At 70.2% G+C, this 19793-nt stretch carries 25 protein-coding genes; 12 read left to right on the top strand and 13 right to left on the bottom strand.

Features of this window, described 5'->3' with window-relative positions:
- Window positions 1-2: 2 nt before the first annotated feature.
- A complete protein-coding gene (locus C1N81_RS42880) occupies window positions 3-203 on the top strand; it encodes a hypothetical protein (protein WP_394437127.1) in 201 nt (66 codons plus the stop codon).
- A 57-nt stretch (window positions 204-260) separates the two neighbouring features.
- Window positions 261-830: a DUF4253 domain-containing protein gene (locus C1N81_RS42875; protein ID WP_394437125.1), complete on the top strand. Its 570-nt coding sequence runs from the start codon at window positions 261-263 to the stop codon at window positions 828-830.
- Window positions 831-857: 27 nt separating this feature from the next.
- On the opposite strand, the gene C1N81_RS42870 is transcribed toward C1N81_RS42875, so the two are convergent.
- The gene (locus C1N81_RS42870) at window positions 858-1604 is read right to left on the bottom strand and encodes a Fic family protein (protein WP_394437123.1); all 747 of its coding nucleotides are present in this window, start codon (window positions 1602-1604) and stop codon (window positions 858-860) included.
- Window positions 1601-2233, bottom strand: coding sequence for a hypothetical protein (locus C1N81_RS42865; RefSeq protein WP_394437121.1), 633 nt, complete (start codon window positions 2231-2233; stop codon window positions 1601-1603). Before C1N81_RS42865 ends, C1N81_RS42870 begins: the two co-directional genes overlap by 4 nt.
- 216 nt (window positions 2234-2449) lie before the next feature.
- Here C1N81_RS42865 and C1N81_RS42860 point away from each other — a divergent pair, with 216 nt between their 5' ends.
- From C1N81_RS42860 to C1N81_RS42845, 4 genes are all read left to right on the top strand, one after another.
- Window positions 2450-3592, top strand: coding sequence for a DNA polymerase III subunit beta family protein (locus C1N81_RS42860; protein WP_394437119.1), 1143 nt, complete (start codon window positions 2450-2452; stop codon window positions 3590-3592).
- A gap of 32 nt (window positions 3593-3624) precedes the next feature.
- On the top strand, window positions 3625-4137 hold the full coding sequence (locus C1N81_RS42855; RefSeq protein ID WP_394437117.1) for a hypothetical protein: 513 nt from the start codon (window positions 3625-3627) through the stop codon (window positions 4135-4137).
- A gap of 168 nt (window positions 4138-4305) precedes the next feature.
- Window positions 4306-5352 (top strand): phage baseplate protein, encoded by a 1047-nt coding sequence (locus C1N81_RS42850; RefSeq protein WP_394437115.1) that lies wholly within the window; start codon window positions 4306-4308, stop codon window positions 5350-5352.
- 116 nt (window positions 5353-5468) lie between these two features.
- Window positions 5469-6425 carry a C45 family autoproteolytic acyltransferase/hydolase gene (locus tag C1N81_RS42845; protein ID WP_394437113.1) on the top strand — a complete coding sequence of 319 codons (957 nt, stop codon included), beginning with the start codon at window positions 5469-5471 and terminating at the stop codon, window positions 6423-6425.
- A gap of 224 nt (window positions 6426-6649) precedes the next feature.
- On the opposite strand, the gene C1N81_RS42840 is transcribed toward C1N81_RS42845, so the two are convergent.
- Complete coding sequence (locus tag C1N81_RS42840; RefSeq protein WP_394437111.1) at window positions 6650-7843, bottom strand: winged helix DNA-binding domain-containing protein; 1194 nt, start codon at window positions 7841-7843, stop codon at window positions 6650-6652.
- Window positions 7844-7916: 73 nt separating this feature from the next.
- On the bottom strand, window positions 7917-8537 hold the full coding sequence (locus C1N81_RS42835; RefSeq protein WP_394437109.1) for an NUDIX domain-containing protein: 621 nt from the start codon (window positions 8535-8537) through the stop codon (window positions 7917-7919).
- Between the two features lie 184 nt (window positions 8538-8721).
- On the opposite strand from C1N81_RS42835, the gene C1N81_RS42830 reads away from it, so the two are divergent.
- Complete coding sequence (locus C1N81_RS42830; protein WP_394437108.1) at window positions 8722-9012, top strand: hypothetical protein; 291 nt, start codon at window positions 8722-8724, stop codon at window positions 9010-9012.
- A 37-nt stretch (window positions 9013-9049) separates the two neighbouring features.
- Here C1N81_RS42830 and C1N81_RS42825 read toward each other — a convergent pair whose 3' ends face one another.
- The 4 genes from C1N81_RS42825 to C1N81_RS42810 all read right to left on the bottom strand — a co-directional run bounded on the left by C1N81_RS42825 (window position 9050) and on the right by C1N81_RS42810 (window position 11711).
- Window positions 9050-9538 carry a hypothetical protein gene (locus C1N81_RS42825; RefSeq protein WP_394437106.1) on the bottom strand — a complete coding sequence of 163 codons (489 nt, stop codon included), beginning with the start codon at window positions 9536-9538 and terminating at the stop codon, window positions 9050-9052.
- Window positions 9539-9713: 175 nt separating this feature from the next.
- Window positions 9714-9968, bottom strand: coding sequence for a ribosomal protein L7/L12 (locus C1N81_RS42820; RefSeq protein WP_394437104.1), 255 nt, complete (start codon window positions 9966-9968; stop codon window positions 9714-9716).
- A gap of 137 nt (window positions 9969-10105) precedes the next feature.
- The gene (locus tag C1N81_RS42815) at window positions 10106-11101 is read right to left on the bottom strand and encodes a CU044_5270 family protein (protein WP_394437102.1); all 996 of its coding nucleotides are present in this window, start codon (window positions 11099-11101) and stop codon (window positions 10106-10108) included.
- The gene (locus tag C1N81_RS42810; protein WP_394437100.1) at window positions 11094-11711 is read right to left on the bottom strand and encodes an RNA polymerase sigma factor; all 618 of its coding nucleotides are present in this window, start codon (window positions 11709-11711) and stop codon (window positions 11094-11096) included. Before C1N81_RS42810 ends, C1N81_RS42815 begins: the two co-directional genes overlap by 8 nt.
- A gap of 179 nt (window positions 11712-11890) precedes the next feature.
- Between C1N81_RS42810 and C1N81_RS42805 the strand changes: the two genes are divergently transcribed.
- From C1N81_RS42805 to C1N81_RS42795, 3 genes are all read left to right on the top strand, one after another.
- Window positions 11891-12394: a hypothetical protein gene (locus C1N81_RS42805; RefSeq protein ID WP_394437098.1), complete on the top strand. Its 504-nt coding sequence runs from the start codon at window positions 11891-11893 to the stop codon at window positions 12392-12394.
- Window positions 12395-12562: 168 nt separating this feature from the next.
- Complete coding sequence (locus tag C1N81_RS42800) at window positions 12563-13150, top strand: SRPBCC family protein (RefSeq protein ID WP_394437096.1); 588 nt, start codon at window positions 12563-12565, stop codon at window positions 13148-13150.
- A 53-nt stretch (window positions 13151-13203) separates the two neighbouring features.
- Window positions 13204-13545: a hypothetical protein gene (locus C1N81_RS42795; RefSeq protein ID WP_394437094.1), complete on the top strand. Its 342-nt coding sequence runs from the start codon at window positions 13204-13206 to the stop codon at window positions 13543-13545.
- A gap of 3 nt (window positions 13546-13548) precedes the next feature.
- Here C1N81_RS42795 and C1N81_RS42790 read toward each other — a convergent pair whose 3' ends face one another.
- The 3 genes from C1N81_RS42790 to C1N81_RS42780 form a co-directional block, all read right to left on the bottom strand.
- Window positions 13549-14532, bottom strand: a complete 984-nt coding sequence (locus C1N81_RS42790) for an MBL fold metallo-hydrolase (RefSeq protein WP_394437092.1) — start codon at window positions 14530-14532, stop codon at window positions 13549-13551.
- A gap of 117 nt (window positions 14533-14649) precedes the next feature.
- Window positions 14650-15576 carry a hypothetical protein gene (locus C1N81_RS42785; protein ID WP_394437090.1) on the bottom strand — a complete coding sequence of 309 codons (927 nt, stop codon included), beginning with the start codon at window positions 15574-15576 and terminating at the stop codon, window positions 14650-14652.
- Window positions 15577-15655: 79 nt separating this feature from the next.
- Window positions 15656-16357 carry a DUF4232 domain-containing protein gene (locus tag C1N81_RS42780; protein WP_394437088.1) on the bottom strand — a complete coding sequence of 234 codons (702 nt, stop codon included), beginning with the start codon at window positions 16355-16357 and terminating at the stop codon, window positions 15656-15658.
- A gap of 437 nt (window positions 16358-16794) precedes the next feature.
- Here C1N81_RS42780 and C1N81_RS42775 point away from each other — a divergent pair, with 437 nt between their 5' ends.
- A complete protein-coding gene (locus C1N81_RS42775) occupies window positions 16795-17085 on the top strand; it encodes a DUF6355 family natural product biosynthesis protein (RefSeq protein WP_394437086.1) in 291 nt (96 codons plus the stop codon).
- A 56-nt stretch (window positions 17086-17141) separates the two neighbouring features.
- Window positions 17142-17408 (top strand): hypothetical protein, encoded by a 267-nt coding sequence (locus C1N81_RS42770; RefSeq protein WP_394437084.1) that lies wholly within the window; start codon window positions 17142-17144, stop codon window positions 17406-17408.
- 47 nt (window positions 17409-17455) lie between these two features.
- Here C1N81_RS42770 and C1N81_RS42765 read toward each other — a convergent pair whose 3' ends face one another.
- Window positions 17456-18961, bottom strand: coding sequence for a hypothetical protein (locus C1N81_RS42765; RefSeq protein ID WP_394437082.1), 1506 nt, complete (start codon window positions 18959-18961; stop codon window positions 17456-17458).
- Between the two features lie 90 nt (window positions 18962-19051).
- Window positions 19052-19585, bottom strand: coding sequence for a hypothetical protein (locus tag C1N81_RS42760; protein WP_394437080.1), 534 nt, complete (start codon window positions 19583-19585; stop codon window positions 19052-19054).
- Window positions 19586-19793 lie beyond the last annotated feature (208 nt).

Below are 19793 nucleotides of genomic sequence, written 5' to 3'. Positions count from 1 at the left end.
GCATGAACCTTGGACACCTACCCGGTGCGCTCGCCGACCTATCTGAACTCCGTCTTCCACCCGGCCGAATCGTCACGGCCGATGAAGGCGGCGGCGGCATACAGCCCCTGTGGCTCAGCGACGGGCCGGTGACGGTCGGGCTGTGGGAGCGGCTGCGTGCCGAGCATCCGCGTTCCGGCCTGTGGCCGCTGTTGCTCGATTAGCTGGACCCGCACGACAGCGCATTCCGCCCGTGGGGATCCGGGGAGGTCTTTCCCGAGATGATGTCCTCTCCGGCGGATCACGACCCAGCCGTTCTTCTCGCCCGGTGGTGGCACGCCTGCACGACGACCGGCGAGGACGACGACATGCTCGACACCGACACGCGCCTCGCCGTCACTGCCCCCTTCGGACAGACCTGGCCCGGTCCGGCCCCGAGTCGGCGGACGACAACGAACCCCGATCAACTGGCCACCGAGTCCGCGCAAGGATTTCTCACCGCCCGCCCCCACACTCGTCTGGGGCTGATCGCCGCGGCGACAGGCGCCGAGGCGCTGACGGCCGCGGGCTGGTCCGGACCCTGCAACCACGACAACGACACCGCGAAGTTCTCCGCGGTCGTACGCGACTGGGAGGACCGGTTCGGCGCCCGGGTCGTCGCGGTCGGCTTCTCCACGCTGCATCTCAGCGTCGCCTCACCCCCTGTCGACGAGGACGACGCGCTCCGGGTCGCGGCCGAGCACTTCGCCTTCTGCCCCGACAACGTCTGGCAGGGCGACAGTCCATTCACGCTGGCCGCATACGCCTCGCGGATCACTGGCGCGCATCGCTGGCACTTCTGGTGGGACTGAGCACGTCGGAGACGGCGTCGCGCGCCTTCATGACAGCCTCCCCTGCGCTCGACGTCGCTCCGCGGCGCTGATCAAGAGTCCGAGCAGCCTCGCCAGATCGGCCGCGCCCTCCGGGTCGTCGGCCCAGCGGGTGGTCTGAAGGGGGTGCACCTGATCGAGGAGGACGCGTTCGCGTGCCAGGACGAAGGCCAACGCCAGCATGGCAGCCCGGGCGTTGCCGTCCTCGAACGGGTGGAAGAAGAGGACGTCGAGGTAGGTTCGGGCAGCGCGTGACGGGAGCGGCAGAGCCGGTTGCAGGCTCTCGGACAGGCAGTGCTCGAACAATGCCTGCGTATTGGGGGCGAGACCGTAGCGCTCCCGTCCGCCCTTCGCGAAGGCCGGCATCGTGCGGAATCCAACCAGGTCGCGACCCAGTACAACTGGCTGCCACTGCGCCATGCGGTCGAAGGTCAGCGGCCCGCCTTGCTCCGCGTCGGCGAAGACCAGGTCGAGGGCGGTCAGGAGCCGCGCGGTTCCTTCTCTGTCACGTGCGCCTCGTGTGGAGGTGAAGTAGCTCCGGAAGGCGTCGCGCGTCAGCACCCCGGAGACGGACGCGGAGGGCCCGGCGCGCCAGGACGGCTTGAATGTCCAGGTCGGCCAGGTCGGCCAGGTCGGCCAGGTCGGCAAGGTCGGCAAGGTCGGCAAGGTCGGCAAGGTCGGCCAGGAGATCTTCGGGCGGATGAGCAACCAGTCGTCGAGGCTGTCCTTCGATCGGCGGCCGGGCCCGGGGGTCATCCCATTCCGTCCACGCCACCGGCGAACCGTGAGCTGACCGCGTCGACCACCACGACGTCAGGGGCGGTCCAGCTCTCGAACCGGCCGCCGACCACGTTCGTGACGACCTTCTCGGCCTCGGCCTCGTCGATGCCGCTGTACCCGAGGAACCATCGGAGGACCTGTAGGCAATGCCCGTACCAGCCGCTCTCGGCCTGCGTGCGGTCGGCGACCACGGTGACCAGGCGGGTGCATGCTCGCTCCCAGTACCAGGGGTCCGTCGCAGCCACCGGGGTGTTCCCCGGCGGGGTCAGAGCCGCGAACCGTTCCGCCAGGTCCTCCAGCCATCCACGCCATTCTCGAAGGGCCTCGGCGACCAGTGGGGCGGTCGCGTTCGGGGCCTTCATGGAATGGGACGCACAGCACCACACTTCGACGACGCCCCCGTCGACGTCCCCCTCGCCGACCGACCAGTTCCATCCGCAGGCCCACTGGCCGTACCGCGCCACGAGGAGACCGGTGACCCGATCCAGCGATAGCCAGCGGTCCTGGCGAGCGACATCAGCGCCGGGGAGCCACGGCACAACAGCGCTCGCCAATTCCTGCGCCGCATCGTCGTCCATCTTGAACGGATGCCGCGCCGGATCCACATCCGCCCACGTCAGGTCACGTGCATACAGCTCACTCACCGCCCCCGCTCAGCCTTGCGGCGTTCGAGCTTAGCTTCGCCGCGAACCGGACCCGACATTGTTTTACGCCCAACCCCGCCGGCGACCGCACGCCCGATCCGGCACGCCTGTGTTGACCTTTCTGTGCTGACGCGGCTGTGTTGACCTTCGAGTTGGTTGAACCTCGATGATGGCGGCGTGCCGAATTCCGAGCTGATGCCGATCGGGGTCTTCGCCCAGCGCAGTGGCCTGACCTCCAGCGCCCTGCGCTTCTACGCCGACTCCGGGCTCCTGCCACCCGCCGAAGTGGACCCGGTCACGGGTTACCGCTATTACGACGCCGACCAGCTGACACGGGCGACCACACTGCGTCGGCTCCGCGAGATCGCCATGCCGCTGGCCGCGGTCGAGGCGGTTCTCGGCGCCAGGGCCGAGGAGGCGACACGGTTGCTCGACGAGCATGTCGCCAAGGTCGAAGCGGACGCGACGGCGGCACGGCAGACGGCCGCGGGCATCAAGTCCGCGCTCGGCAGCCACGTGTCCGGCGTACTCATCGCCACGCTGAAGGGCCCCGTACTGGCGGATGCGGTGGAGCAGGTTCTGGCCGCGACCGCGCACGAGCCGGGCATGGCGGTGCTCGCCGGAGTCCACATCGAGGCGAGTGACGAGGCGATCGCCCTGACGGCGACCGACCGCTACCGGCTCTCCACCCGGACCCTGGCGCCGACCCGGCCGACACAGCCCACGCAGCAGACAGGGCCGACGCAGCCGACAGGGCCGACACAGCAGACAGGGCCGACAGGCCAGTCCTGGGCCGGCACGGTCGACGGTGACGACCTGCGGGCCGCACTCACCGCTGTCCGGCGCAGCGCACTGGTCCGCATCGAAACAGTGCCGCACGGGATCTGGCTCCGCCTGCCGCCCGAACGGGAGGACCAGTACTGCCGGACGCTGCCCGAGCAATACCCCGACCACCGGTTGATGCTCGCTTCCCTGGCCGAGGTCACCACCCGCGCCACGGTCCCGAAGGACCTGCTGCTGCGCGCTCTCGAGGAACACCCCGGCGAACACGTCACGCTGCACATCACCGGTCGCCACGTGCACGTCCAGTCCTCGGGCCACGAGCACCCCAGAACCCCGCTCGCCGCCACCAGGACGGGCGCGGACGACCTGCACATCAGGTTCGAGATGACCACGCTCTATCCAGCCGTGAGCACGGCGATCGGCCCCGACGTGATGCTCGACCTGCGAGGACACGACCAGCCCGTCACGATCCGCTCGGCCGACCGCGGCACCCTCACCACCCTGGCCATGCCCGTCGAGCTCGACCACCCGGCCTGAGAACGGCCCCGCCACGACCCACTGGGAACCTCATGTCCACCACCGCTCCCGCCGCCCCCGACCCGACCATGGAAGCCATCGGTCAAGCCGTCGCCGAAGGCCGGACGGGCGACGTCCATACCGCCCGCGACAAGCTCCTGCGCCTCTGGTCGACGATCGGCGTCACCGGCGATCCGCTGCACCGCTGTTCACTCGCCCACTACCTGGCGGACCTCTACGACGACCCCGCCCGGGCCCTCGCCTGGGACATCCGGGCCCTGGACGCCGCCGACGCCATGACGCAACAGCGCGTCGAGGAGCACCACGCGGGCCTCCGCATCGGCGGGTTCTACCCCTCCCTCCACCTCAACCTGGCCGACAACTACCGCCGCCTGGGCTCCTTCGACCCGGCCGCGCAACACCTCACCGAGGCCGGCAAACACGTTCCCGACCTCGCGCCGGACGCCTACGGTGCCTTCCTGCGCACCGCCCTCAAGGAAGTGGCGGAGGCCGTCTCCCGGCGGGACACCAGCAGACGGCCCAGCGCGCCCGGCCCTGTCGCGTGACCCAAACACGCCGGCGCGCGGCCACACGCTGCATGCGCCGTATGCCACATGTGTCACCCAGATCCGTAACCTGCGCACCTCGGCTTCGTTCCGACCAACGAGAAGACCGTCCACGCCACCCTGTGGGCCGGTCGGACCGACATACGTGAACAAGCCGAGAGGTGGCCCATGGCCCGGCTCGTCCCCCACTCCCCCACGCGTAGGAACGCGCTCGGAATCACCGCTCTCACGTTCCTGAACTGCCTGCTGCCCCACACCGCCGCCGCCGCTCATGCCGAGGCCGAGACCGAGACTCGGGCTCAGACCGACACGGCGCGGTCCCGGCCCGGCCCCTCCGGACTCGCCGCCCCCGGAGTCCCGTGGCGCACCGGTCTCCGGCTGCGCCACGGCACCGTGATCCAGTCCTTCGCCTTCGACGAGGCACACCACTGCCTGTACGCGCTTCAGGTGATGCGCGGCGGCATCCGGCTGCGCGGCGAATCGCGCGCGTACACGCATGACGAGCGGGCCCGTCGCGGCGACCTCTGCCTCAACCGGCTCAACCTGCACGGTGCCCTCACGGGCTTCATGTTCCTCAAGGGCTTCGGCCACGGCGGAGCCATGGGCGTCGAGCGGCACGGCAGAGGCAGCAGGCTGTGGACGGAGTGGGACGCCCACCCCGCGTCGGGCTACGGCCGCGGCGTCTGCTGGTTCCGGTTCGTCAGCGGACGCACCCTCTCCCGTTCCAGCGCCCGCCTGACCACCTACCACCCCAAGCCCGGCTCCTCCAGCAACAGTGTCACCCTCGACCAGCGCGGCCGCCGACTCCTGCTGCGCTACAAAGCTCACGGCCTTCCGCGTTTCGCGGTGTACGACCTCGCCCGTTTCGTCGCCCGGGACTACCGTCCGCTCGCCGACTTCGCCCAGCCCGACGCCCATCTCGGGCTGCCGTTCCAGGGCATGGCGCTCCACGGCAACACGCTGTATCAGCTCATGGGCAGCGGCTACGACGCCCTCAATCCACCGGAGGCAGGGGGCAACACCTACCTCAGCCGCATCAACTGGCGCACCGGCACGTCGCACATCACCTTCCCGGAGCGCACGGCCCCGCACCTCAGCCCGCGCGAGCCGGAGGGACTCGCCGTACGGCGCAGCGACGGACGGCTCTATTACGGCTTCACCCAGGGGGCGTCGGGCAACAGGCGCTTCTCCCTCTACTCGAAGGCGCTGCGCTGACAGCGCTCCTGCCCGTCCGTCGCACAGCGCCAATCGCCGCCATCTGGTGAATCCGCAGCAGATTTCAATAACTTGCCCTCACTCCGTCCTCGTCGGTTCCTCAAAGGGGCAATGCGATGTCTGCCATGCGGCACCAGCACAAGACCTTCCGGGCGATCGAGGTCGGCGACGGCCGCGACGGGCGGTGGGCCACCCACGCGCGCGGGCTCTGGCCGGACATGGAGGACCTGCTGACCGCGGAGGGCAGGACTCCGGAAGGCGCGCGCCGTGTGCGGAAGCTGTTCCGTACGCACATGCCGGAACTGGTCCCGGTCCTGCACCGCCTGGCGGGCCAACTCGACAGCCCCGAGGCGGACGTCCTCCTCACCCACGCGGCGCTGCGACCGTTCTCCCCGGCCTGCACCCAGATCGGCGGCATCGGCACGCTGCTGCGCAACTACGACTTCCCGCCCGATCAGTGCGAGGGCACCATTGTCTCGTCGTGCTTCCTCCGCCCCGTGATCGGGATGCAGGACGTGCTGTGGGGCTTGCTGGACGGGATGAACGACGCCGGACTCGCGATCTCGCTCACCTTCGGCGGCCGTTCCGTCCACGGACGCGGCTTCGCCATTCTCGTCGTGGTGCGCTACCTGCTGGAGACCTGCGACACCGTCGACGAGGCGCTCGACAGGTTGCGGTCCCTGCCGATCGCCGTACCGCAGAACCTCACTCTCGTCGATCCCGCGAAGGCGGTGACGGTGTTCGTGGGGCCGGACATGCCGCCGACGACGGCCCCCGATGCCTGCGCCGCGAACCATCAGCACCTCCCGGTCAGCGACGAGCAGGAACGAGCCTCGCGGACGCAGGAGCGGTTACGCGCCATGCGTGCCGCAGGCACGGACGTCGCGGCGATGCTGAAGCCGCCGCTGTACCGGTCCGCCGACGAGCAGCAGGGGCCAGGAACGCTCTACACAGCCCTCTACCGGCCTGTCGAGGGCCGCGTGACATATCACTGGCCGGGCGAATCCTGGCACCAGTCCTTCGACGACTTCACACCCGGAATCCACGACGTAGCTCTGGGCCGCGCCGTCTGAAGTGCAACTCCGGCTGCGAGGGACCGGTTGATCGCGGCGTCTTCACTGGGCCGACGCCTTGGCCACAGATCCGGTGCGGAACGTCATCCGCCCGCTGGCCCGCCATGTCCTCCTCACCACCCTGGGCGACGGGCGCCAGCCACTGCCCCGCGCCGCATACGCCCGGATGCGGGCGGCCCCACCGAACAAATCGTCCCGTCCCTGATCCGCGCCCTCCGGACCGCTCAACCCGCCAGTTCGTCCTCCAGCCACGTGCGGCCACGGGTGCGGGCGGTCAGGCGGACGTCGCCGAGAGGGGCGGCCAGACGGTTCGCCTCCGCGCGGACCGCCGCCTCGGCGTCCGCGCCGATGTCCTCCAGGAAGCGACACACGATCTCTCCGCCGCTGTCCTGGGCCCAGCCGCCGACGATGCGGCCGTTCCACCACAGCGAGGGGCCGATGTTCCCGGCCCGGTCGAAGAGGCGCGGGCCGTGGTCGCCCAGGAACCAGTCGCGGGCGTGCCAGCCCATCGGGGTGGAGTCGAGCGCGGGGAGCAGGGCGGCCCACGGCTCCGGCGGTTCGGTGTCCTCCAGGTCGTCGGGCAGGAGGAGGCCCGTCGTGCCGTCGCAGAGATCGACCTCTACTGGTTTCAGTGCCGTCAGCACTCGCTTGACCTGTGTCTTCGTCCAGCCCGCCCACCAGCGCAGGTCTTCGGCCGTGGCGGGGCCGTAGGAGCGCAGCCAGCGCCGGGCCAGTTCTTCCTCCGCCCGGTGCACGTCCCACTCGGCGAGGCCGCCCGGGGACCAGTCGGTCAGCGGGGCCCAGCGGTACTGGTGCGAGGTCCAGGAGCCGCGCGGCCGGCCACGTACCACGCGGCCCTCGGCGGCGAGCAGAAGCAGCAGTCTGCTCGCGACCTTCTGCGTGCCCTCATAGGTCTTGCCGGCCGCGAGGACGACCGTCGTGCTGAGACGCGGGTCGTCTCCGGCGAGTTCGGCGGCGGTCGCCTCCCCGCGTGCGGCGAGTGCGCGGACGGCGATGTCCTCCGTCTCGGCCAGCCAAGCACGTACCCCGGCCTCGTCGTCCGCGACCTCGGACGCGGTCAGGTACCCGAGGAGTTTGCGGCGTTCCCGGGCCGCCACCGCCCGCGAACAGGCGGCCTGGAGCACCGGGGCCACGTCAAGGGTGGTCACGAACACGGTGCGGCGCATGGCGAGCAGCCGGATGAGGGAGCGGTCCTCGTACAAGGCGCGTTCCACGTCCCGGACCGAACCACCGTTCATACGTGCCCAGATGGCGAGGTAGACGGAGGACGGATCGGTGCTGTGCAGCGCGACGAGGTCCTCCGCCACCTCGCCCGGGCTCTTCGCGCGGGCCGCGACCGCCAGCCGGTGCCGTACGCCGAGCCGCGCCCGTCGTTCCGCCACGTCGATGCGCCGCATGTGCACCACTCCTTTGTGTCGCGCGTCCGCCACGTTCCCGTATCCGCCCCCGGCCCCTCGCCTCCGACCTGCGTCAGCGCGAGCCCCTGGGCGCCTCACTCATGGATGCCACATTGTCGGGCAGAGTCCGTATCCGCGCGATCGACGTGTTGTCGCGGCTCGGGTGAAGCGGTCGTCTGCGTAGCTGTCGTCCGAGCCGGAGAGCGCAACGCCGCATGTGAAGACGGTCGTCGGCGAACCACCCTTGCCAGGGCTCGTCGAGTGGATGCCAGGCAGCCGGCTGGCCGTCCTCGGACTTCAGCCGCGTCCGCTCGTCGACGACCGCCAGATAGGAGATGCCGCCCGTGGCCGGCCAGTCCGGGTGATACGAGCGCACTGTGGCGGCGGCCGGGGCCGTCATCAGGCCGGCCGACACCCCGGTCTCCTCAAAGAGTTCCCGGCGTGACGCTTGGCGCGGCGTCTCGCCCGGTTCGACCTTGCCACCAGGGGCCACCCATCCGCGCCATCGGTGCCGCACCAGCAGGACACTGGCCAGGGCACGGTCGAAGGCCCACACCTCAGCGGCGAGGGGCCCCTCCAGGGACGTGGCGGGTCTGCGCATCCACGTCAACGCTCCGTCGTGCACAGCGAGCGCCTGCCGGGCGTCACGCACCGCGGCCTCAAGGGCCCACTCCTCCACCTCGTGTCGTCTCACCTGACGCAGAGTAGGCGGCCCCACTGACAACCGAGCCCTGTCCGAGGGCGGACCCCTCGACGAACTCGTCCTGCGATGCGACCGACCGGCCCTGGTAGAACTACATCCGGTTCACCACGCGGAGATCGCGGGACGCCATCGAGACGACATCGAGACGACATCGGGACGACATCCGGGGAGCGGCATGACAGTGACAGCGGACGACTTCGACCGTCTCAGCGGCTTCCTGCAGCAGCGTCTTGCCGAGGCCCGCGCGCAGCTGCCGGCCGACGCCCGTGATGCCGCCCTCGCCCTGGACGCGCTGCACTACGAGATCGCCCGCGCCGCGGATGCCGCGAGCTTGTTGCGGGCCGACGTGTTCAGCTCCCGGCCGGCAGACGCATGGGAGACCCTGCGGCACATGGCGCGCCTGTGGAAGGACCACCCCGACTTCCGGATCGAGTTCGCCCTGCCCTCCCGGCACATGTCCGAGTAACCGACCAAGAGTCCGGGTGCCTGGCAGCCATGTCGGGTCAGGGCAGCAGGCGGACGAGTTCGTCGGCGCGGCGGTGATCCTTGGGCCGGCCGAGAGCGCGCCGCATGTCGATGAGGTCGGTCAGACAGACATAGCGGACGATGAAACCCGCCGGGTCCCGGGTGCTCACCGCCCGTGCCAGGCAACCAGCGACATCCATGCCGCCCCAGGGCAGAGCGGGCGTACACAGGTCACCGCTCACGCCAGTTGTCGTGTAGGCCGCTTGCGGTTGGCCGAGGTCGGGCACGTCGGTGCAACCGGTGGCGGTGAGGGCGTCGCGCAGGGCCTGGGCCTGCACGGGCGTACCGTCCCACAGCAGGTCCAGATCGCCGGTCGACTCCCGCGAGCCGTGCAGGATCCCGGCGACCTGGCCGATGACCACCGCGCGCGAACCGGCCTCGTACAGCGCCCGCAGAAGCGGGAACGGGTCGAAGCCGAGAGCGCCGTCCGTGGCGAACGTGCCCGCGACGTCGTCGGCCTCCTCCACACCGCGCCCGGTGACCGCACGTTCACGGGTGGCGGCCTGAATGTGCCCAACGGCCTGACGAAGACGAACAGCAGCCATCTCATTCATGCCGGCCATTCAACAAGCCGCCCCGCGCGTGGCGCTCGCGTATTTCGGCGCTGGCCGGGAACCCTGTGATGATCGAGGCGCCCGGGTCCTACTGGCTCGCTTCTGCATGAGCGCCGGCACCCGTCGCGCGGAGTTCGGCCGCCATGACGGTGGCGACTTCTTCCGGTACGTCCTCGACGATGCGTGTCGGCAGATCGTCGAGGAGGCACTTGCAGCGCCACAAGCTCAAGCCGGTCTGCGTGCGCAGCAATTTCACGACGTCGATCACTCGGGGACCGGAGTCAGTCAGGACTACCGTGTACGGCAGGTCGTCGCAGACCAGCAAGAACGACTCGCTCGCCATGACCGCTCCCACCCCCGCCCCTCAGATGATTGCAGCATATGACGCAGCGGAGCCCTCTCTCCGAGCCGACGGCACCTGCGGCTGACGGCGTCTTCGCTCCTGAGGTGAGCTGAGGCGCCGCCGTTCGGGGTGATGCCTCAGGGGCGCTGCCGCACTCGGTCGACGATCGCCGACTTCTCCACGTGGGAGAGCTGGATGTACGTCTTGTCGCCGGAGGCGGAGATCCGTTCGTCCTTGAAGCCCAGGAACGCGTAGCTCTTCGGGTCGAAGATGAGGTACTTGTCCTGCCCGAGCGGGTTACTGGGCTGGGAGATCCCCACTCCGCTGCGGTCGGCGGAGTCCTTCACTCCCTCGGTCGCTGTGACACCGGGTACCAGCGCCAGCGCCTTGTAGGCGGCGGGACGCAGTCCATGAGGCAGGACCGGTGTCTTCAGAAGCTCTCCGAGCAGGAAGTAGGTGCTGTACCAGTCCTGCTGAGCCAAGTCGTTGATCCGTCGACTGGTCGGTCCGCCGGCGGCGATGACCGGGATGAGCTTCTTCGGGTCGGTCGGCAGCTTTTTCAGGCCACTCCACTGGCGAGGCGGCCACACCTGCTCACCCTTCCGCATGGGCTCCTCCCAGATCACCCGGCCCAGTTCCATCGTGAGGGAGCGCTGGGAGCCGTCCACCGAGTCCCAGTTCTCGTCCACGTAGGTCTTCACCGCACCGGTCCTGCCTTCCCTCTCCTTGATGATCCGCTTCGAATAGACGAACTGGTCGTCGCGCGGCGCCCTCTTCACCTCGTGCCCGCCCGCGCGCGAGGCCGCCTCGTTCAGAACCGTCACCGCGCTGACGTTGCTCATGCGCGGGGTCGCCGCGTCCGGGGCGCGGTCCGCACGTTCGGGGCGTTGCGTGTCGGCGCCACCTTCGGTGATCAGAACGGCCGTGCCCGTCGCCACCACGGCACCCGCGGCAAGGGTTCCCGCAAGGCGTAGTGCGTGGCGGCGGCTGGGGCCGGCCGCAGGGCGCCGTTGCTGGTGGTGGGTGTCGGCCATCGCGTTGAGCAGGCGGTGGCGGGCCTCCGCCCGGGCCGGCTCCGTCAACGGGGCCGCGTCGACGTCCCAGTCCCGTAGGAGGTCGAGTTCGTCAGTCATGGTCGGGTGCCTCTCGCAGTGTCGTCGGATCGGAGCCGCCCAACGCGTCCCGTAGCTTGCCGCGCGCCCTGTGCAGCCGGGATCTGACCGTGCCGACGGGCACGCCGAGGGCCTGAGCCGCTTCCTCGTAACCGAGACCGGCCCAGGCCACCAGCAAGAGCACGTCCCGGTGCCGGGCGGGCAACGTGGCCAAGGCCGCTGCCAGCTCACGGCCCACGGCCTGCGCTCCTACCCGGGCAGCGGCCCGGTCGGCGAGCGGCTCCTCGTGATCGGCCGGAGCCGGGACGCGGGCCATGGCCCTGAAACGACGGGCCTCCGCCCTGCGGTGCCGACTGACCAGGTTCGTCGCTATGCCGAACAGCCAGGGCCGGACACCGTCACCCGTGGCGCGCGAAGGGTCGTAGCGGTGCCGCAACCGGAACGCGGTGGTGAAGGTCTCCGCCATGAGGTCGTCGGCCGGCTCACCGCCGAGCCTGCGGGCCACATAACGATGTACCTCGTGCGCGTAGCGGTCGAAGAGCACCGCGAACGCCTCGGGCTCATCCCGGGACCGCGCGATCACCGAGGCATCACTCTCCCTCGCCGCGCGGACACCTGGCTCGACGGCCATCGGGCTCCTCTCCTCCAAGAACGTGGCTTTCACCTCTCCTTCGCCGTACGTCCCTGACGAGTTCCATCCGCGTTGCAGGCAGTCGGTCCCGGACCGGTCCGGGACCCTGATCCGCTGGGCGATGCGTCCACGCCCGGCCGGGTGACTCATGCCGTTGCGAAGTCCGGTTGGATGCGGACATGGGCAACGGCAGCCACGAGGATTCAGGGCTCTCGAAAAGCGTCTGGAGCGACGCGGATCTCGACGATATGGGTTGGCATGATGCCACCCTGCACGGCTTGTCGGTTCAGCCGACCGACGACATCCTGCCGCGCCTTCTCCTCGACATCGACTACATCGTCCGCTGGGTTCACCCGGTCCCGCCCGCAACGTACTTCTCGTTCTGGGTCGCACCGGCGACGCTCGTCTTCGACGATGTCTTCGACCTTGAGGGCGACCTCGACTTCAAAGGTTTGGGCCTGGATTTGGAGATCGACAAGGTGCACCGGCTGACGCCGGACGACGTCCGCCCGAATTTTGCGTCCTGCCCGCTCTGGCACATCGAAGGTCACGCGTTCGACCTGAAGTTCCGCGCCTCCGGCTTCCACCAGTACTTCCGGCAGGTTCCACGACACGTGTCCCGACAAGTGTTGCCCTACGCCGAACGCGGGGGTTGCACATTCGCCGAACTCGGCTTCAGCTGAAGGGAGTTTGCGCCCCTGGTCAGCTGGCCCCGTACGCCCCCGAACCGCGGCGACCGCCGAGTACTGACATGCTGGACACTAGCCGCTGGCGTGACGACCCCGAAGGGCCCGTCGCGGAAGCGGAGCACCGGGCCATGATGGAATTCGAGGCGTGACTCTGGGGGCCACATGTTGTTCACCGACGGGCCGAGCGTGCACTGTGATGTGTATGTCGAGGCGGACCTGTCGCGGGTCTGGGAGCTGGTCACCGACATTCGTCTGCCCGCGTCGCTGAGCCCGGAGCTGCAGCGCGTTGCCTGGCTCGACGGTGTCGCGGGGCCCGCGCTCGGCGCGCGTTTCGAGGGCTACAACCGCCACGAGCACCTCGGTGAGTGGCGCACCGTCTCCCACGTCGTCGAGCTGGTCGAACAGCGGGTGTTCGCCTGGGCCGTCACGGACGCGGACGGCCGCTACGGAGCACCGGCGCTCGACCCGGCGGACTCCATGGCGTCCTGGCGCTACGAAATCGGGGCCGAGGGTTCGGGGACCCGGTTGCGGCAGTCGGCCCTCGTCGGGCCGGGCCGCAGCGGCGTCACGCTGGCCCTCGAACGCTGGCCGGACCGGGAGGAGGAGATCATCGCCCTCCGGCTGGAGGAGCTGCGCGCCGGGATGGAGGCCACCCTCAGCGGCATCAAAGCGCGCGCCGAAGCGGGGCCATCTGCTGGTGAAGAATCGATTCGGCCGACCCCGAACGAGGGACGGCGCGTTCCGCATTGACGGACCTGGGGCATCTCTGGCGGCGACCAGATGAACCACGGAAAGGACCCGCCATGCCCCTGCGCTCCCTCACCGTCGCCGCCGGTGCCGCCGTACTCCTCACGGCCATGTCCGGTTCGGCCACCGCCGCGAGCGGCCAGTTCCGCTACTCGTACACCACCGCGGACGGGTACGAGGCCGTCGGCTTCCTGAACGACCCCGTCAGCGGTCAGTGCGTCAACCTCGCACCCGCGGCGTCCGAGCCCGGCGCCGCCTCGCGGGCCCCCAAGAACCGCACGAACGCCACAGCCACCGTCTTCCTCGGCACCGACTGCGAAGGCGGCACCTACTACACCCTGCCGCCCGGCAAGGGCGCCTCCGACCGCCTCCTCGTCCGCTCCGTCGTCTTCTCCTGACCCCTAGCAGTCTGGGGGCTTTTGACGCCCCCGAGCGCCCGAACGCCCGGGCGCACGAGGGCAGTTGTCGGTTGTCAGTTGTCCGTTGTCCAAGGGGTGCCAGGCGCGGCCGCTGCCGTTCTGCCGGACCTTTCCGAGGACCGCGTCGGCGAAGTGGTCGCCGTAGCCGAACGTGTCGGGTTCTTCCAACTCGGCGACGAGGCTCCGGCGGTGGACGGCAGCCCCGGCGGGGTCGTGGTCGAAGGCCGACGACCATTCCGGGTGGTCCACCTGGATCGGCGAGTGCAGGGAGTCGCCGAAGGCGATCAGGCGCTGCCGCCCCGACGTGATGACGTACTCAGCGTGCCCGGCCGTATGGCCCGCGGTCGTTCGGACATGCACGCCCGGGAAGATCTCCTGTCCGTCCGTCACGGTACGTACGAGCGGTGCCAGCGCCGCGACTTCCGCGGTCATGCCCTGGTGCTCCAGGACGTCGCGGTGGGCCCACTCCGGTGCGGACACCAGGTAGTCGGCGTGGGCGAAAGCGGGCCGTTCACCCTCCGCGGCGGGGTGGACGGCCCAGCCCACGTGATCGGGGTGGAGGTGGGTGAACGCGATCGCCTCGATCGTCTCCGGCCGACGGCCGAGCCGGCCCAGGCTCTCCAGCAAGCCGCCCCCGTGAATGACACCGCGCGGGCCGTCCGGAGCCGCGGGGAGTCTTCGCGGTCCGAAGCCCGCATCGATGAGCAGGGCGCGTTCGCCGTGCTCCACCAGCAGAGCACCGATGCTTGCCACGAGGTGGCCCGAGGTGTCGAGGAGTTCGGGGTGGGCCGCCCAGACTTCGTCTGTGGTGTCCGGGAAGAGGGCCCGGGGCCGGAGCCGTACGTCGCCGTCCGGTACGTAGGAGACCTTCGTGTCACCGAGTTGCAGCGAACGGATCTCAGCCGGCCTGCGCAAACGGTCGGCGTGGTCTGCGTGGTCTGCGTGGTCTGCTGCCGTGTTCGCCATGGGTTCCCCTCCTGGTGGGCGGCGACGTCACCCTGTGCATCAAGGTGCGCACCGACGCACTGGTCCGGCAGATCGCCGACCATATATGTGCGCGTGCCGTCGCGCTCGACCTCATCCTCACGAAATGTGTCGGCGCAGGAGGTTGATCGCCAGGGTGTGGTCGTAGCGCTCCGCGACCATCAGTGGCGTGGTTCCGTTCCCGTCGGGCAGTTCCGGGTCTGCGCCATAAGCGAGCAGCACCGCGGTGGTGGTCACGCTGAGGGGGGCGCCGCTCTGCAGGGTCGCGTCGCCCTCGGAGTCGATGGTGTGTGTCAGCGGTGTGGCCGTGGTTCCTTCGTCGGGGTCCGCTCCGGCGTCGAGCAAGTGCGCCATCAGGTCCGCGTCGAGGTGCTCCGCCGCGAAGAGGGTCGGCGGCCACCAGCCACTTTCGTCGATCATCGTCCGCTGGCTGGGGCGTAGCGAGGCGTACACGGCGAACCGGCGCCACACCCGTTCCATCACCTCGGCCAGGTGCGGGGCGGTCCCGGTCCGGTGCATGGCCGCGGGGGCCTCTCCGGCCGCGAAGTCGACGGCCTGACCTGCGGGGCCGGTCACCGCGTCAGCGAAGAGCAGTGCGTCCAGGAGTGGGGCGTCCTCGCCCGCGCGCAGAACTGGTTCCGGTTGCAGTTGCGGTTGCGGTTGCGGTTGCGGCACCGACGCAGGTCCGGACGTCTCTCCGGGGTACCGCTGGGTGTCGACGGCGCTCCGGCCCTCTGTGACCAGACGGATCAGCCGCACCAGACGCTCCGAAGCGCCGTGGTCCTCCAGGTACCGGGCGAGGTCGCCAGGGTGCACTGCTGAGCGGCGCACCTCGGTTGCGCCGCTCACGCCTTGCAGCCAAGCCGCCGCGACGAGCAGTTCCCGTTCCTCGTCGGCGACGGTCCACCGCAGTTCCCGTGCCCGTGCGGCCACGGCCTGTGTACGCGCCCACCGGTCCCCCGTCGGGGCCAGCAAGGATGCGGCGAACTCGGCGGCGCCCTCGGCGGTGTCCAGCGAATGGATCATGGTGGGAACGTATCGGAAGAACGGCCGGGCGCGCCGACTCCGCTGGGCCCAACCGGCGCGCTGCCGCTACTTGCGGCCGCTACTTGGTGGTGTGGGTCGGGTACACCTGAACGTCGGTGTAGGCGCCCCTGATGTCACCCGCGTCGGCGGGCCACTTCAGGGTCACGGTGTGGGTCTCGTTCGGCGGCGTCACCAGGATCTCGGTCGGGGACGCGAGGCTGTTGCCGCTCTTGTCGATGGTGTAGGCGAGGTTGAAGATCGCCGACTCGCCGGGCTTCAGGGTCGTGACACGCGGCTGGGCGGGGCCGCGCTCGATCGGGCTCGTGGTGTGGTCGGCGTCCGTGATGTCGACGCCCGCGAAGCCGGTCGCGGAGCAGGTGGCCGAACCCCGGTTGACGAGGGTGATGTCGATCCGGCCTTCGGTCTCGTCGGGCGCGGCGTTCACGGCGTCGATGGCCAGGTCCGCGGTCTTGCAGAAGCCGACCTTGCCGGCGGTCCGCGCCGCGCCGTTCGCTGCCGTTCCGCTGTCGTCGGTGCCCTTGCCCGAGTCGGCCTTCACGTCGTTGCTGGTCCGTGCGTCACCGGAACTCGCGCTGTCGTCCGGCGTCTTGGCTCCGTCGGCCGTGGCCGAAGAAGACGAGGCCGATGAGGACGAAGCCGACGAGGACGAGGCGCCCTTGGCCGAGGAGTGCGTCGCCGAGTCGCCGCTGCCGCAGGCAGTGAGCGAGAGGGTGGCGGCGACGCCGAGGGCGGCGAGTGCGGCGGTGCGGGTGTGCTTCACGATTCCCCCAGGAACGGTGTGGCGCGTGCAATGCGTGTGGTCTCGTGCTTCACGGTGCCTCGTGATGCTTCACGGTGCCTCGTGATGCTTCACGGTGCCTCGTGATGCTTCACGGTGCCTCGTGATGCTTGGTAATCCTTCGTGCTGTCTGCAATCTTTGTATCCCGCACCGAGTCACGGGCGGCCGACCGCGACGTCTTCGTTCTGTCACAGGCGTTCCGGTTCCCGTAGCGAGTGACGCATACCTCGCCGACCCGCCCTGTCCCGTGAACCGTCCAAGACCAGTCGTTCGGCGCACAAGTGAATCGATCCGCCGGGTGAACGCCGGCCTCTACTCTCGGCAGGCCCCCTCTGAGCTGCGAATCTCAGGCGTCGTCAACGGACCGGCACACGCTGGCGGTTCGGGCTCGCTCGCCCTCTACGGTTTGGAGTTCGTCTTGCGTCTTCGTCGTATCGCGACCGGTGCTCTCAGCTCCGTCGCCCTCGTTCTCGCCTCCGCCGGAGCCGTCACCGTCGTCGGTGCCGGTCCGGCCGCCGCCGATCCCTGCGGCTTCTACGAGACACACTCCGACGCCTACTACAACCACTGCACCTCGGACGGCTCCCACATCGTCATCGAGATCGACGACTGGGGGCCCAACAGCGAGCAGTGCGTGGGACCGGGCGTGACCTGGATCGGCTCCGCCTCCGACGTGGACGGCGCCTGGTACACCGGCCGCACCTGCTGATTCCGGGGCACCACCCGTAGCTCGTCCGGGGAGCGGTCACCACGACCGCTCCCCGCTTGCCGTACCTGGTCCCGCTCCCGCTCGGGATATGGCTGTGGCTCGCCTTCCCCAGGCCGGAGCCGCCGCTTCCCGTGTCGGGTGTCCTGCCCGGCCACGCCCTTCGCGACGACTACGACAGGCCCGCCCCGCACCCGCTGCATCTGTTCTGGATCGACCGGGAGGTGTTCCGGCACACCCTGGCCAGGCTTCCGGCCGTCCGCAGCCGGTGGTTTCGCGAGGTCCTCGACCGCGTCACGGATCGTGCGAACGACGGCCTCTTCTGACCCGTCGCAGGAGCGCCCCCGCCCCACGCGGGGCGCATCCCTCGGCGTCAGGACGGCGTCGGTCGGGTGGCGACGGCGCTCAGGCCATGGTCGAGAAGTGCGCGCATGCGATCCGGCGCGAGAGACGGGTTCGACGCGGCGGCCTCCGCGCTGTGCGGGTCGGCCAGGAGGGTTTCCAAGGCCTCCGGGGTCAGGCCCGGGTTGGTGGCCGCTGCCCGGCGTACCGACGCGTCGGGGTCGTCGACCGGGGGGTGCGGCAGAGCCGGGTCGGCCGCCGCCAGGGCGCGTACCTGGGGGTCCGGGTGGTCGATGAGACGGCTCGTGCCGGTACGGGGGAACGCGGGCAGGGTGAGGAGGTGCGGCCGGTGGTCCGGGCGGGTGAGGAAGACGTCCAGGAGCAGGTGCGGCGGCGCCAGTGGGTGATGGCAGGCCAGCCGGATCCGTACCTCCTCGTCCTCGTCCCGAGCGAGCCGTGCGGCGAGTTCCGCGGGGAGGCCGCACCAGCTCGCCGCGATCCGGCGGAGCACCGGCTCCGTGGCCGCCGCGCAGGCGGCGAACCAGTCCGCCGACGGCCGGGGAACGACCTCGGTGATCGGGCAGGTGCAGTCGGGGCCGTGGCCGACGACCCTGTGGATCATGTCGTACTCGGTCCAGGTGCGGGAGAAGGGGTTCAGGCGTGCGCGCGTACGTACGTGGTCATCGGGATCCGTGCGCAACTCCGCCACCAGGTCGGGCCCCAGGTCGGGCCGGGTGGTGACCAGGCCGCGGACGGAGGCGTCGGGATGGCGTGCGAGCCGGGCGAGGGCGGAGGCCGGGGCGTGACGGTTGCGGGCCAGGGCGCGCTCCGCGCCGTCCGCGAAGCACCGTTCGACGAGAGCGGGTGAAAGGGCGCACCAGCCGTAGATGTAGTCCATGCCGCGCGCTTCGTAGGACGGCAGCCTCGCCTCCACCTGCTCGGCATCCAGTACCCAGCTGTGGTCCCGCGCCGCTTCGCGCACTTCGGGGTCCGGATCGTGGAGCAGGGCCGTCCGCTGTGCCGGAGTGAGTCCCGTCCAGTCGTAGACGGCTCTTCTGCGCAGTTCCGGGTGTGCGCGGTCGGCGAGGGAGCGGCGGAAGGACAGCGGGATCTGCCGGGACAGGTCAAGGCCCGAACTGACCTCGTCCGCCGTGAGCCGGCGGTCCTCGCCTCCGTCCTGCGCGGTCAGCAGCGTGACGAGGATGTCGTCCGGCAGCGGTCGCACCCGACGGGGGCCGGGGAAAGGGCCGCCCCAGCCGGAGGCGAGCCGCGCGCGGACGAGGCCCGAGGGGTCCGTCGCCAACGGTGTCAGTCGCGCCGGGTCCACGTGTTGGTTGCGGGCGAGCGCCTGGCGAACGGCTTCGGCCGGGTGGCGCACGGCTGCGTCGACGACGGCGCCGGGCAGGTCGCGCCCCTCGCACATCCGCAGGCCGATGTCGCCGGCCGCTCGATCCAGCAGGCGTGTCAGTACGTCGGCGGGCGCGGCCGGGTTGAAAGCGAGGCCGCGCAGCCACAGAGCGGGGAGGGAGTCGGGCACCACGTCATCCTGTCACCGGGGGGGTGCGGTCGTGTTGACGGTCCGATGTGCCGTCCCGCGGACGTGCTCACATGGCCTTCCGGTCCACGTCTATCCCGCACCCGGCAGCGGAGCGAGGGGGTCCCGTGTGAGCACAGTCGGGGTGGTGAGGGCCGCCTCGTAGGCGGGGCGTGGGAAGACGTAGGGGCCCAAGGGGAGTTCGCCCCACTCCGGCCGTTCTGGCTGGCGGAAGCCGGACCAGGTCACCTCGGTCGCCGTGACACACACCTCGGCGAGCAGGGGCCAGCAGGCCGGGATCCCGCAGTGACAGCCCAGGAGGCACAGGGCGCCGGTGTCGGGGTCGTGGACATAGGGTTCGGTGCCGCCCAGGAAATGAGCGTGGGCGCGCTCATCCTCTTCGCCGAGGTACAGCGGCGCGTGCTGCCGCACCAGGAACTCCTCGCGCTCCCGCGGGGTGTCGTCGTCCTCGTCGAGTTCGAGAGCCCACGAGGCGCGGGTCACTTGCGCGACCAGGACGCGCAGGTCGGTTCCGTCGATCCGGATGCCCCAGGTCAGCAGGTGCGGAGCGTCGAGGTCGGGATGGCGCACGAACTCCACCCGGTGGGTGCCGGTCGACTCACTCATGCGCCTCATCCTGCGGGATCCGCCCGTGCGGCTCCACCGAATTCTCCCGCCGTGACCATCACCGTCGAGGACACCCGTACCCCCTGACACCAGCGGGCTTTCGGTCCTGCGATAGCCGCTCGCCGGATCACCGGCCCTGTGCCATACTTCCGTTCCCCCCACATCTAGTTGCTGTCTCCTGCCTTCCTCCGGTCAGCCCGTTCGCGGC

The sequence above is a fragment of the Streptomyces sp. SGAir0957 genome, from assembly GCF_043523415.1.
The sequence above is the reverse complement of the archived record's forward strand: the minus strand, read 5'-3'. Positions and strand labels throughout refer to the sequence as shown.

What these genes read in the sequence shown, in the direction of transcription:
- C1N81_RS42880 (WP_394437127.1), top strand. Translation starts at nt 3, where the DNA reads ATGAACCTTGGACACCTACCCGGTGCGCTCGCCGACCTATCTGAACTC.
- C1N81_RS42875 (WP_394437125.1), top strand. Translation starts at nt 261, where the DNA reads ATGATGTCCTCTCCGGCGGATCACGACCCAGCCGTTCTTCTCGCCCGG.
- C1N81_RS42870 (WP_394437123.1), bottom strand. Translation starts at nt 1,604, where the DNA reads ATGACCCCCGGGCCCGGCCGCCGATCGAAGGACAGCCTCGACGACTGG.
- C1N81_RS42855 (WP_394437117.1), top strand. Translation starts at nt 3,625, where the DNA reads ATGTCCACCACCGCTCCCGCCGCCCCCGACCCGACCATGGAAGCCATC.
- C1N81_RS42850 (WP_394437115.1), top strand. Translation starts at nt 4,306, where the DNA reads ATGGCCCGGCTCGTCCCCCACTCCCCCACGCGTAGGAACGCGCTCGGA.
- C1N81_RS42845 (WP_394437113.1), top strand. Translation starts at nt 5,469, where the DNA reads ATGTCTGCCATGCGGCACCAGCACAAGACCTTCCGGGCGATCGAGGTC.
- C1N81_RS42840 (WP_394437111.1), bottom strand. Translation starts at nt 7,843, where the DNA reads ATGCGGCGCATCGACGTGGCGGAACGACGGGCGCGGCTCGGCGTACGG.
- C1N81_RS42830 (WP_394437108.1), top strand. Translation starts at nt 8,722, where the DNA reads ATGACAGTGACAGCGGACGACTTCGACCGTCTCAGCGGCTTCCTGCAG.
- C1N81_RS42820 (WP_394437104.1), bottom strand. Translation starts at nt 9,968, where the DNA reads ATGGCGAGCGAGTCGTTCTTGCTGGTCTGCGACGACCTGCCGTACACG.
- C1N81_RS42815 (WP_394437102.1), bottom strand. Translation starts at nt 11,101, where the DNA reads ATGACTGACGAACTCGACCTCCTACGGGACTGGGACGTCGACGCGGCC.
- C1N81_RS42810 (WP_394437100.1), bottom strand. Translation starts at nt 11,711, where the DNA reads ATGGCCGTCGAGCCAGGTGTCCGCGCGGCGAGGGAGAGTGATGCCTCG.
- C1N81_RS42805 (WP_394437098.1), top strand. Translation starts at nt 11,891, where the DNA reads ATGGGCAACGGCAGCCACGAGGATTCAGGGCTCTCGAAAAGCGTCTGG.
- C1N81_RS42800 (WP_394437096.1), top strand. Translation starts at nt 12,563, where the DNA reads ATGTTGTTCACCGACGGGCCGAGCGTGCACTGTGATGTGTATGTCGAG.
- C1N81_RS42795 (WP_394437094.1), top strand. Translation starts at nt 13,204, where the DNA reads ATGCCCCTGCGCTCCCTCACCGTCGCCGCCGGTGCCGCCGTACTCCTC.
- C1N81_RS42790 (WP_394437092.1), bottom strand. Translation starts at nt 14,532, where the DNA reads ATGGCGAACACGGCAGCAGACCACGCAGACCACGCAGACCACGCCGAC.
- C1N81_RS42785 (WP_394437090.1), bottom strand. Translation starts at nt 15,576, where the DNA reads ATGATCCATTCGCTGGACACCGCCGAGGGCGCCGCCGAGTTCGCCGCA.
- C1N81_RS42760 (WP_394437080.1), bottom strand. Translation starts at nt 19,585, where the DNA reads ATGAGTGAGTCGACCGGCACCCACCGGGTGGAGTTCGTGCGCCATCCC.